This is a genomic window from Colwellia piezophila ATCC BAA-637 (assembly GCF_000378625.1).
Lineage (GTDB): Bacteria > Pseudomonadota > Gammaproteobacteria > Enterobacterales > Alteromonadaceae > Colwellia > Colwellia piezophila.
The window spans coordinates 45146-58719 of sequence record NZ_KB905162.1 but is presented as its reverse complement, the minus strand read 5'-3'; the positions used below and the strand labels follow the sequence as shown (position 1 = coordinate 58719).

Genomic DNA, 13574 nt, shown 5'->3' with positions numbered 1-13574 from the left:
AATTGTTATTCCTTAATTTTTATTATCTTCTGTATTAATATCTACAGGTAGATACACTGAGAATTCAGAACTCTCATCCAAACTAGATGAAATTTTTAATAACCCACCATGCTCTTCTATAATTCCAAATGAAATAGCCATACCTAGTCCTGTGCCACTACCAACATCTTTGGTGGTGAAAAAAGGCTCACATACCTTTTGCTGAGTTTGTTTATCCATACCACAGCCATTATCTTTTATATGAACGACTAAATAGTTATCATGCTTTGAAGTACTAATAGTGATCAAGCCTAATAGTTTATCCTTAGAGTTTAGTTGATGATTTTGTTTTATTTTAGTTTTAATACTTTGGCAAGCATTCACTATAATATTCATAAATACTTGGTTTAGCTTAGATGGGAAACACTTTAAAACCGGGTCGTATTCAAATTCAGTATTGATTGTTATATCTTCGAACTGAGTTTTAACTAAATGGACTGTTGAAGTAATTAACTCAGACACTTGTATTTTTGCTTGCTTAGCATCATCTAACCGGGCAAAGGTGCGTAGATCTTCTACAATAACTTTTATTCGATTGGTACCTTCACAAGCCGTCTTTGCCAATTTAATCAATTTCTCGAATTTTTCATCGAGAGCGTTAACAACTTCGACGTCTGCATTTTCACCGCCTGCTAGTTGTTTTAGAAAAACCTTAATTTTATCTATCTCGTCTTGCATCAAATAAACGGCCGCATAAGCAAAATTAGTTGGGTTGTTAATTTCGTGCGCTACACCTGCGGTGAGTCTGCCTAATGACGACATTTTCTCAGTCATCACTAGCTGTCGTTGAGTTTCTTTAAGTGACTCATGAGCCTGACTCAACTGCTGGTGAACACCAGCATTATCAAGCGCAATAGCTGTGTAACTTGCCAATGCTCGAAGAAATTCGATCTGACTTGATGAATAAGCATTGGAATGCTGGCTTTGCACCGTTAGGCAGCCAATGACAGTACCTGTTACAATCAGCGGTAGATAAACAATTGATTCTGGTTGCCCGCCTTTTTTCGGCGGCAATGCTGAACTAACAAAATTGAGTATTTCTGTATAGTGGTTAGTTATCAGCTCTTGTTGTTCACGAACACACCACACGGCGGGGCGTTCAGTTTCATTCATGCTGTATTTTATTCCTGTGTCACGCTTACCTGCTTCCATTACGTAAACTTCATGTAGTTCGTCATATTCTTGCAAATAAAGGTTTATTGCAAAAACATGAGTATCAAGCCTAGCACTGACCTGACGGTAGACTTTTTCAAAAGTTTGCTCACGATCCAAGGTTGCTGTTAGTTCCTTACCTATTTCACTAAGCTTAAGAATATCAGCTGTGCGCTCTACTATTTTACCTTCTAATAGTGCATTAACATTTCGCTCAAAAATGACCTTCTTTCTTTGCGAATACATAAAGGCTAAAGCTAAACTCAATAAAAAAAAGCCGTATATTACATAGGCCCACCATGTTTTCCAAGGTGGAGGGAGAATTGTTAACTTAATATGACGTCCTTTTTCATTCCACACACCTTGACTATTACTGGCTTGTATTTGAAATGTGTACTCTCCAGATGATAAGTTTGTGTAGGTAACTTCTCGACGCTTCGAATCTGTATTTATCCATTGTTCGTCAAAACCAATGAGTTGGTAACGATATTGATTCATTGAAGGCTCATTGAAATCTAATGCCGTAAATTTAATTGAAAAAACGGACTGCTGATAATTCAATATTATATGATTGGTATATTGTATACTCCTCTCTAAAACAGCATATTTATTATCAGGATCTGCCTTCACTGATTTGTTCAGCAATCGAAACTCCGTAAATGCCACTTTAGGCAAAATAGATTCAGTGACTACATGTTCCGGCGAAAAATATGACAGACCATTAATGCCTCCAAAATATATTACCCCTTGAGCATCTTGAGCTGATGAACCGATAAGGTATCCTCCTGTTTGAGCACCTTCGACTCTACCGAAGTTGGTAACCTTTTTGCTGTTAGGGTCAACGAGACTTATTCCTGTGGCAGTACTTATCCAAATATTACCTGAGTTATCATTTACAATTGAGGTGATGATATCACTCCTCAAACCTTGCTTGATGGAGGTATGTTCAAAATCGACCTCTAATTTACCATTAATATCTCTGATTATTGCTTTGTTAAGTCCGCCTCCTGCGGTACCTATCCATAAATTATTTTGATTGTCTTCATGAATTGAAGTAACAAAGTTATGACTAAGGCTTGCCTTATTGTTAGCCTGATGGGTAAAAGATTGAAACGTTTCTGATTGGTCAAGCCACAGATTAAGGCCGCCATAGTGTGAGGCTATCCATAAGCGTTGTTCAGAGTCCTCATAAAGCTGGTATAAATAATTATCACTCAAACTCTGAGAATTGTTTGGTTCGTGTATGAATGTTTTAAAGTTAGCTTTAATGGGATCCCAAAGATTTAACCCTTTGTGGGTTGAAACCCATATTTCTCCATTTGCTCGTTGTAGTATGTCTTGTACGCTGTTATGACTAAGATTTTTATCACCAATTTGTTCACTCGAGTAGTGAGTAAAGCGTTGTGTTTTTTCATTCCATCGGTTAACGCCACCTCTTTTGGTACCAACCCATAGAGTGGCTGTATCATCGATCAGAATACTATTAATTGCATTATTACTTAAACTTTTAAGATCATTAGGAGTGTGTATAAATTTTTGAAAGTTATTTTGACCTTTTTTTCTTAGGTTTAACCCCTTATTCGTAGCAACCCATAGATCCCCCTTTGGCGAGATGTGAATGGCATTAACGATGTTACTCATCAAACTTGTAGGAATGGCTGGATCATTTATTAATGTATTGAAACTGATTGTTCTGGGATCTAATATATTCAAACCTGCAAACCAAGTGCCGAACCAAAGCATGCCAGAATCATCTTCAATAACGCTTTGTATGAAGTCATCATTAAGCCCCGTTACATCTATTTGACTCGTTCGAAATACCGTAAAGCTTTGCGTTTGAGGGTTAAATAAATTAAGGCCTTGACTGGTACCTATCCAAATACGACGACTAGTATCTTCATAGATGGTATTCACTCCATTGTCAGATAAACTATTTATATCTTTTGTATCGTGTTGATAATGTGTCCATTTATTATTGACTGCATCGAAACGAAATAACCCATTATTGGCAGTACCAATTAACAGTATATTACTGTCGGAATTTATATTTTGAAGTGCAGATAAACTAATTCTATGAACGTCTAATAAAGGGATTCGAAAGTGTTTAATCATACCCGAACTGGGGTCAAACCAGTCCAGTACGCCATTGTTAAATCCTATCCACAAACTTCCATCCTGATTACTCAATATCGAACGGATACTGTTAGCAGATAAAGTCGTTGGTATATTTCTTTGATGACGAAAAACTTCGAAGGTTTCTGCTTTAGTATCAAAAAGGTTTAGACCATTGGCTGTTGCTATCCATAACTTATCGTCAAGTGCAGATTCAATTGCAAACACTGTATTATTACTGAGACTAGCTGCATTATCCGCTTGATGTTGATATTGTCTAAACCTTTCTGTTACAGGGTCAAATCGATTTAATCCGCCTCCATCAGTACCAATCCATATGTAACCGAACTTGTCTTCATACAAAGCGGTAATGTAACTATGCGATATTGAATGTGGGACATTACTGTCCTGTTGATACAAGGTAAACTCATAACCATCATAGCGGGCGAGGCCTTTTTTGGTACCAAACCACATGAATCCCTTGTGATCTTGTAACTGGCATATAATAGAAGGGTTTGGAAGTCCGTCAGCCATTGAGATATGCTTGACTCGTAAATTGTTTGCAGCACTCGTCATGGATAAAAACAAAGAGAAGGGTATTAATATGAATAAATTTTTAGAGAATTTTAGCTGGCTTACGGTCTGATGAAAGATTATATTTTTGATTGATTTTAAGAATTTCATTGCTCAGTAATTCCATTTTATACATCTATAAATCAAAAGTATAATTTTATAGAAACAAAGGTTATTAAACTTTATTAGTATAGATCAAATCTAGAGTCTACATGATTAAATAGGCTGTAAATATTTGAATACTCGGACAAATATTACCGTTAAGTTGTTTTTAAAATAAGACTCCTCGAAATCCTACATCATGAATTTAGTGTTAAATTTCGACTATAAAAGAAGTTTCCCAACAACAGAAGTAATGGATAAACAGAGAGGTTGTTGACGCTATTTATTTTCTAAATAAAAATCATCATAGGACTTTATATCTAGAGCATGTGAAAAAGCTTCATCAATAGTTCTATAGGTTTCGTCTCTCATATTTTTTTTAACAGCAAGATAAAAACCTGAAGGATATCCATGGAACTTTGAGCAAGCCAGCTTCTTTGATAGTGGATTATCGAGGTTGTATATTTGCATTGGACTTGGATGATAAAAAGCATCAAGGTTGTCTGACATCAGCATTTCTACAGCTTGTCGTAAGGGGTCATCTTCAGTTAATATTATAAGGTTAACACCCGAACGCTTTAACTCTGGCAATACCGGACTGCCAGTTGCCACCCCAATATTTAATCCTTTTAGCCTATGTAATGCACTTAAGATGGGGATAAAATTTTTCTTCTTAAAACACAATCCTGGTACAGTAGAAAATAAGGGTTTTGATAAATGCCTCAGTTTTTCTTCATAAACATCCACAGGAAATAATAAGTCAATAGTCCCGCTATCCAATTCTATTAACGCTTGCCCCCTTGAGTACGTTTTAAATACCACTTTTGAGTATATACCTTTCAAAATATCATCAACATATTGATGGGCTTTGGATTTAGATATATTCACAGAGAAGTCTATATGAGGAGGGAATTCAACCACTCCAACTTTTATTGTCTCAGCATTGATTATTCCAGAGCAAAAAAATGACAAGCAAAAGTAGATATGTAGTTTAGTTCGCATAGCTGTTCTAGCTCCAAAAAGTCTTTTTTATATATAGTGACACTCAGTCCGCCACCAAAATCGCCTAATTGCCAGTTTTCCATTTCAAAGCCCGTCATATCAATATTGCTCCATTGTGATTTTTGTAACCCTATATTTAGAGGGTTTTGTTTTGGAATACCATGACAATTAAGACAAAACCTTTCTAGCTTCATTGGAACAAAATAGCGATAGGCAGGAATACCATTCAAAGTTGCTTCATCATCGAAATAAGCTTTTTCATTATACCGCTTAAAATTCTCCATTGCCGTGACTTCCCACAGGTCAGGTAAGTTAAGTTTATTTCTTATTGAACTAGGGAAATTAGTAAATTTAATTTTTACGCCCAAGCCTTTTCGCCTAAGCTTTTCAGAAAGTTGAAAGGCAAATATTGCAGGAATAAGACCTTTAAAACTTAGTTCATCATCATAAATGAGGGTACGATTATCCTCCATCACGTCAATCATCGCTTTTAACAATGTAGTGAATAATCGACGATTCTCTTTAGGAAATTTCTTATCAAACTTTGATTCATAGGCATTCTTAATATTGTTTATAAAAGGCTTGCCAAATAAAGCTGATTTATCTCCTCCTTTTTGATTAATCAACGATTGTTGTTTAAAAATATAATATGTCGATGCCATATATATATTTGACACTTCATCTATAAAAACCTTGGCATCAGAGTCTTTAGCAGTTTCAATATTGTTCATACTGAAAGACGACAGGCTGAAACATAGAAAAATAAGGAGTGTCAGGACTTTTACCATTTGGTTCAGGTTAACTGATATGAAGGATTCATATCAGTTTAGACTGGAAAAATCAGTTTTTCAACTTAACGAAATCACCAAGATTGCTGAGATTTAATATGACACTTTTCAATTTATGTGCTTCTTTATTGTAGGTATGCTGGAATTTTATTGCGTATATATTCAGGTGTTAAGGGTTGAAAAACTAATTACTTCGCCATCAGCAAAAAGTTCATGTTAGCCATTAAACCTAACGTCTCCTTTTAGCAATCCAATGTCATTAACTTAACCAAACCTTGTTTAGTCAGCGTACTTATTGTTTATTATCGAGTAGTAAATTTCGGTAAGCTGACGGGCTATAACCAACTGTTTTTTTAAACGATGTATTGAATGTCGATTTAGAATTAAAACCAACGTCAAAAGCGATACTAGTGATTAGCTTGTCGCTATTCTGTAAAGCCCTCTTCGCTTCTTCGACTCGAAAACCATTAACAAATTGGAAAAATTTGGTATGTAAAAATTGAGAGAGTGTTTCTGAAATGTGGTTTTCAGTTTCAGAGATGGATTCAGATAGCTTGTTTAGCGATAAATTATCTTGCAAGAACAACTTTTCTTCGTTCATTGCATGTTCCAATTTTGATGCAATCAATTGCATTTTTTCAGCGCTAAGTAACGCTGTTCTAGCCTGACTAGCACTAGGTAAACCTTTCTCAGATTGGTTAAGCACTTTTTGATTTAATGCCTTCTGTATAAAAATAGCCAGCCCAATAGTTTCAAGAATTGGCAGCAATTTCCCTGAGCCAAACCAAAACCAACCCAACGCACCGAGAGAAAACTCGACTGCATACATTAGCCATACAGTTCCCCAAATTAACAGCACAGGTCTAAACCAATCAACTGAACGTTGCTCAATATCAGAAAAGCGCTCCAAGAGTTGTTGACGGTGGGAATTATGGAGTTTTAAGGCCATTAATAAGAATGAAATTGTGTATAAAATAAAGACAAATGTCGTGGATAAACAAGTAAACACGGCTATTTTCCAGAGTTCCGGATCTCTAGTTAATGGATTAGCTAAAGCCAGTTTTTCTGCGGGGCTAATCATAAATATAAAAGGAAGCATTACCAGCAAAACTAGAATAGGTCCAGATAAAGTGAGTACCCACAACCGTTTACCTATTTTTTTGTCTGGTGACATAGTGGCGTGAGCATAAAAATAAAGCGCCGGTCCAAGTAAAACTCTAAACGGAAGGTGTGCACCTACTAAGCCTGGCGCATAAACAAAGGCACCTGAATATATAAAAAGCTCACCGGCCAAATGCATCAGTAATAACAACAAAAGGCCTTTAAGAAAAACGGTTTGTCTTTCTTTTGGTCGATTAAAAACGTCTAATAAAGCGAATACTGTCATTCCCATCATGAAGGAATATATAACGGTGGGAAAAATATTGACCATTTCATTACCAGATAAAAAGATTTTGTGACTCCAGTAATTATAAAGTTAAAGTGCCCTTAAATCCATATATCGTCAGAAAACCTTAACTCTCTGCAATGTGGCTTGCTTTAAGGGTAAACCCTAACGCTAAAAAGGCAGCAGCAATAATACCATTAGTGTAATAGTCAAGCGAGAGACCGACTTCCATCCCCTTTATGGTCCCTACCACTAGCATAATCCCCCACATAGCTAGAGGCACCGTTAACAAGTAACCGACTTGTCGTTGAGCACTTTGTCGTAAAAACGCCATTGCATTGCTAAAAAACGCTAATACCATCGCTATCATAAATATTACTATTAACCCAAGAAGCCCTTGAGGAGCAGGATCTGGTATTCCCTCAACAAAGACAGAAACAGCAAAAATCCATATCGTAGCCAAGCTAAGTGAAGTGCCTGCCAACAACGCAAAACCAGCGCCTGCTTTAGCCATTAGGGGAGCGTTAACAGAGGCTCGAGGATATAGCTTAATTAGCCCAAACACACCTGATGCTAAACCAATAATCGCAGGTATTGCAGCCCATAAAATGGATAACTGATTGTTTGAGTAATAACGAATCCACAAAATTGCAGTGTTTATCAACATAAAACACCCCGCAATAATAAAAAGTCGAGAATCCCAGCGACTATAGTTACTGAAACTCATCGTTAAATTTTTCATTTAAATTCTCCGTCTAATGATTGTTCATATTACTAGCTTGTCTTGAGTTCAACCTACTCTATTGAGGCCGTTTGGCTCTGTTTTACTGATATGCCCTTAAAAGCTAACCAAAGGCCGATGGTTACCTCAAACAATGCACCAGGTGCCATAGCATAAGCCAACTCTGATGGTGGGTTATGTACAATTATATTGATAAAGCCATACGCAACCATTGTTGCATAGGTAAAAATCCCCCAAGCAGCTAAAACTCTAGGAATATAACGGGAAATATAGAACAAGTAACAATAAGCAATCGCACCAATGCCCATGGTGACCAATAGGAGGTAATAACCAACGCCACCTAATTTCCCAAAAAATCTCGCTAACGCCTGTAATTGTTCTGGTTGAAATGCTTGTAAATAGTCAGCGCCGCTTAACAGCATTAATATCGCTAGATAGAACATAATAACAACGCACCCTAACACTGCTTCTGAGAACCTAAACATTAAACCAAACAAGGCTATGCTTTTATTCACCGGTTTTAAAATAATATAAAGCGCCCAAGAAAGTACCATAACTAAGATAAACATTAAGAACTCGATGGCAATACTAAGTCCAATAATGCCCTCTTGACCAATAATGTTATCGGCAGCATTTTTTGCTTTTAATAGCGAACCAAAATCAAAAATAGCGCTGGGGATCAGTGATAATACAATGATGAGCGCATAGGTTATCCCTGCAATTTTTGTATAGTTATTTTTCACGTTAGATGATGTGTTAGTCATATCATTCCTTTTTCAAGTAATCGGTTTTGATATGAAAAGTACGCCAATTTAGTCGTGCTGGCGTCTTAATGGGCATATTCGCACGTATTATTTCAATTATTTTGAAAAAACTGCCTTTTTTACTGTTCTTTGAAGATTGTTGGATTACAGCTACTGATTTTAAACCCAGTGTTATTTGTCGATTTAGTATTAAAATAGTGGAGCCGTTTTCTTTTTACATGATTTTTGACTCAAGCAATTACAACAGAAAGCACAATATAAATCACAACAGAAAACCGATTAATATATGGAGAAGTCCAGTAATGGAGAAGTGCGGCGATGGAGCAATCATAATAAATAAATTGCTCCACTTCGTAATCTTTTACTTCGAGTAATATCTAAAATGTAATTGGTCCATCTGACATGACAGTGAAAAGAAATGGAGTAAAACCAACCATGCCTAGTATCATGAGTATTGTCGTGACGAACAACACACCACTTGTTGCAAACTTAACGCTGTTACTCCGCTTTTCTTTTGCATAAAAATACATTTGCAGCATTCCAAGAGGCAAAACAAAACAGCCAAAGGTCCACATAGGGAAAAACGGATCGCCGAATGCTGGGCTCGTTCCAAACAAGGTTCCTGTTACCATGTAGCTGAACACGCCAATCCTTAAAATCCATTGAGCATTTGATACCAGAAATAACCGCAAAGCCCATTTTCGATGACTAGTGATATCCTTATCTATAGCGCGGCGCACTGTAAAGTAGGCAAACCCCAGTATTAAAAAGCCATTAATGGTTGTACCAATGCCTGAAAGGTCAATCGGGTCAGGATCTCTTATCCACACAAGATAGAAGCCAGACACCGCCAAGCAAAACACCGTTGTTAGGTATACATAACCATTTATTTTATGAAATTTCGGAAAGGAGTTACGGATTTTGGGTATTAATTGCAATGCGCCACCAAATGCCACAATGCCGGCACCAATGGCATGTGCTGCAAAAGCGAGGTTACCTGAAAAATCCCCCGCATGGAAAGGCGTACTGCCCATAGGTTCCCATCGATTCCAAATCTCCATATTATCGTTAATTACTGAAAACCCGTAAAAGGCCATGATGTAATAAAAGAAAAACCACTGTCCAACTAACGTTGTTATAAACCAAAACATGGTTGTGTATTTCAACGATTGATTAGCGACCTTTGTAGATGATCTTTTATGTGCCTCTGTTTTTATCGTGTCATTTATTATTAGGTGTGCGTTAGAAACGTCACCATAGTTATTTTCCATTATTAAGTCCTATTATTTACAACATGTTGCATAGGATGAGGAAATAACTAACCAAAATCGTCTTAATGGGCATATTCGAACGTATTATTTCAATTATTTATCTAAAAATGAAATTTTTTACTGTTTTTGAAGATTTTGAGGGGTACATTTATTAATTTTTAAATTCGGTATAAATATCGATAAAGAATTAAAACTAACGGCAGTCATTCTCAGATCTCTGAAGGTTAACTACTAAACAATTCTTAGCTCGTTACAAACAAACTATGCGGAGCCGCATGCAGGGTGTTGTGGGGGCTGGACGTTAGAAACCTCCAGCTACCCGATTAGCCGCTCGTCTTGGTTATTGAAGGAACTTAATACAACGGCTATTCACTAGCATTAGTCTGTTTCGGTAACATGAAATCACCGATAACCCCATTAACTAACTTAAGCTTTTTTTGGAACCGATGACCAACGCCAGGGATCACAAATAGCTGTGATTTTTTAATGGAGTGGAACATGGAAATCGTATGCGAAATATTAATCATTTCTTGATCTCCGGCTATAATAAGAACTTCTGCTTTTATCTTACTTATATCATCAGTTGTCATATTTGGTGACGTTAAGAACATCGATATCATTTCATTAAAGTGATTTTCAAATCCTTTCAATCCCTTGTCGTGCTTTAAATAATTATCCTTCATTGCAGCAGGCATATCTGTAGCTTTATATTTCGAGAATTCTTTACGGTCCTTCTCGTTTATAGCGTTCCAATGATAATTAGCACCTATAACCACCATTTTATTTACCAAATCTGGATTACGTGATGCCATCATTAGCCCAAGAATCGCACCATCGCTGTAACCAAGTATATTTATTTTTTTAAAACCCAGTTTTTTTGTTAGAGCTAGGGTGTCTTTGTACATTAGTTCATATGAAATAGGTTTCTTACCAGACGTACTTAACCCATGCTCTCTTGAATCTACAGCGATTACTTGAAAATTATTTTTTAAGTACTCAATTTGTGGCCGCATAGCTTCTTTAGAGCCAAAGCCCCCATGCAAAATAAGTAGAGGCTCGCCCTTTCCTGTTATCTGGTAATCGATAACGACATTATCAACCTCAAATTTTGCTGCGTAGAGATTTAAAGATGTTAAACACGATAGTAGACAAACACATATTATCGATTTCATATATTAGGTTCCTTATTGCTTTGATTCCTGCTAAGGAATGATATGGACTCCCCATTTAATGAGCACCGATGTGCCATATTGAAAGTGCAAACAGTCAAACATTAAAGGAGAATTCATATGAATTTAAGTAAAATCGTTGGCATTGATTTAGCCAAATAGGTTTCAGTATTCATGGTGTAAACGTTTATGGTAAGAAACATGCCGCGAATAAACTAGACATAGTGTGTTTCCTTAAATTGCTCTTTCATGTCATACATCTTAATTTTGGGTAATTTGAGGTATGGACTTTAGACGAATGTAGGAAATTTACGTCGTAATGGGCCTATTCAAACGTATTTTTGCAATTATTTTTCAAACAATTGCTTTTTCAGTGCTTTTGAAGGGGGTTGGTGTTAAAGCTGTTTATTTTTTGAACACTACAAATCAAGGGGTCAGACCTCTTGATTATTTGCTAGTTGGAGATTGAATTGCTGAGATGGGAATAGGAATAGGAATATTTGGCACGGCTGATTAGTTAACTATTGTCATCCTCGAGCTGGCTTAGTCGAGGATCCATCCTTTTTTCTAAATTGACCAAAAATCACTTCGGGAATGACAGTTAAAAATAACACGCGACCAACAAGCACCAATTCTGCTTGAACAAACACTGAAATGAATGAAAGTGTTCATCATGACGCTGCATGGATGTAGCTTATTAGACAATGCAGACGTCATATGGATGTGACTTATTAGCAAATCAGCGGCTGCGCCCCAACCATCTACTAGTAACATTTTTATCCGCAAGTCCACCAAACCTATTAACCGTCACTCCCGTAGGCGGGAATTTATTCGCGCTTGTGCCTTATGTCATGGGTGGCACTTATTAGACAATGCAGACGGTACAGGACGTACCTTATGAAGATAATGCAGGAGCAATTATCTTGACGCATATTATCCTGACGCACATTCTCCTGAATCTAGCAATGTTCGCGGCTAAAGCCAGCTCCTACAGGCACACACTGTAGGAGGGTGTTTACGCCCGAACGTTTGCTAAGTTAGAATGTGTAACGGAGACAATGGATCTTCGATCAGAGACTTCGAATATGACGGTGTTTATACTTTTGTGCTTTGCTTATAAATCAACAACTTAATTTCATGTTACTTAGAAGAGAATAAATCAAGGATTCTGACCCTTGATTATGTATATTGATTTAAATAGACAAAAGTTATTATGGGTAGCCTAATAAGTTAAGTTACTTTTTATTGCCCTGTTAATTAAAATCCTGCTTCGATGAGTTCTGCATTAAAGGCGGCTACATCGCAATCTTCACTAGAACTACAGTGTTGAGTATAAAATTCTATCGCCAAATCATAACCTTTTAATGCTGCTATTTTTGACCACTCTAATGCTAGGTTTATTTTATTGGTGTCAAGATACAAACGAGCTAAATTAAGTTGGCCTTGAACATAACCTTTATTGGCAGATTCCAAGAAAAATCTTTCGGCGTCTTCTAAACTTGCTTTATTATCAGCATCTAACATAAAAGATAAACCTATTCTATTTTCACGATAACCTTTTTCCTGCCTATTAACACTGATATTGCTTGTCAGTACTATGGTGCCAAACAACTTTGAGTTTTTCGGACGTAGCACCAATAATACCGTCTCGTTTTGATAGAAGTTAATCAGTTTTTCGCGGGTAAATACATGATGCTTTTTATTGAAATACTCGGCATCTATGACCTTGGCACCTTGTATGTCATTTGCTAAAGAGGACTTGTTTTCAAAAAGATAACGCGAAAACACTAAAGAAACGGTGTTAGGAGTAAGGCTGACCACCTTGCCCAAGACATACTTTTTATTGGGTGGTATTTTATCGTTAATACTCGTTTGATTAATATAATAAAAATCATTAACTTTAGGGCTTTCAATATATTCTTTACTGAGTATATTGACCTGATATTTATCATACTGCCAATAAGACAACGCCAGTAAAATCATAATAACGCCGGTATACATGGGGATCAGGGCATAGAATTTGAATAGTTTTTTGCTAAGTGTTTTATAGGCAGACGATGAAAGTGAGTCGACATCAAAAGCGCTATCACAATTATCACAGACGATATTGATGGACTTTTTAACCGGGACAAAGGGTATGCTTTCTATAAAAAAATACAGATAAGTCAGTTTTCCAATAACTCTATGCTGCTTAGAACTACAAGACTGGCATGTTAAGTGATCAATAGTGATCTTTTTAAATTCAATTTCTTTATATTCCACTGGAGTAACCTTGTTATTTACCAACTAATAGTATTGATTAGCTAGGTTTTATCTATATAAATTGATTGTATCATCAGAGACAGAAGCAGATGTAAAAAATTCACGCACGAGGTGGCGAATTGAACCTTTGTTAGAACAGTCTAATTATAAAATTAAAGTGCAGGGATTATTAGCAAAGATTGAAGCCACTATAAGAAAACCACAAAACATT

General features: G+C 36.5%; 9 protein-coding genes. All 9 read right to left on the bottom strand.

Annotated elements, in window-relative coordinates:
* Positions 1-12: 12 nt before the first annotated feature.
* Positions 13-3987: a two-component regulator propeller domain-containing protein gene (locus tag F580_RS0106125; protein ID WP_083926955.1), complete on the bottom strand. Its 3975-nt coding sequence runs from the start codon at positions 3985-3987 to the stop codon at positions 13-15.
* Positions 3988-4257: 270 nt separating this feature from the next.
* The gene (locus tag F580_RS0106120; protein ID WP_169338297.1) at positions 4258-4866 is read right to left on the bottom strand and encodes a substrate-binding periplasmic protein; all 609 of its coding nucleotides are present in this window, start codon (positions 4864-4866) and stop codon (positions 4258-4260) included.
* A 59-nt stretch (positions 4867-4925) separates the two neighbouring features.
* Positions 4926-5711 carry a Tll0287-like domain-containing protein gene (locus F580_RS0106115; protein ID WP_019026816.1) on the bottom strand — a complete coding sequence of 262 codons (786 nt, stop codon included), beginning with the start codon at positions 5709-5711 and terminating at the stop codon, positions 4926-4928.
* Between the two features lie 349 nt (positions 5712-6060).
* The gene (locus F580_RS0106110; RefSeq protein WP_019026815.1) at positions 6061-7200 is read right to left on the bottom strand and encodes a helix-turn-helix transcriptional regulator; all 1140 of its coding nucleotides are present in this window, start codon (positions 7198-7200) and stop codon (positions 6061-6063) included.
* Between the two features lie 82 nt (positions 7201-7282).
* Positions 7283-7897: a hypothetical protein gene (locus tag F580_RS0106105; protein ID WP_019026814.1), complete on the bottom strand. Its 615-nt coding sequence runs from the start codon at positions 7895-7897 to the stop codon at positions 7283-7285.
* 53 nt (positions 7898-7950) lie between these two features.
* Positions 7951-8661, bottom strand: coding sequence for a DUF4386 domain-containing protein (locus F580_RS0106100; RefSeq protein ID WP_019026813.1), 711 nt, complete (start codon positions 8659-8661; stop codon positions 7951-7953).
* A 377-nt stretch (positions 8662-9038) separates the two neighbouring features.
* Positions 9039-9932: a DUF2306 domain-containing protein gene (locus tag F580_RS0106090; RefSeq protein WP_019026811.1), complete on the bottom strand. Its 894-nt coding sequence runs from the start codon at positions 9930-9932 to the stop codon at positions 9039-9041.
* Between the two features lie 365 nt (positions 9933-10297).
* On the bottom strand, positions 10298-11104 hold the full coding sequence (locus F580_RS25430; RefSeq protein WP_019026810.1) for an alpha/beta fold hydrolase: 807 nt from the start codon (positions 11102-11104) through the stop codon (positions 10298-10300).
* 1254 nt (positions 11105-12358) lie between these two features.
* Complete coding sequence (locus tag F580_RS0106075; protein WP_019026808.1) at positions 12359-13363, bottom strand: SEL1-like repeat protein; 1005 nt, start codon at positions 13361-13363, stop codon at positions 12359-12361.
* Between the last annotated feature and the right edge of the window lie 211 nt (positions 13364-13574).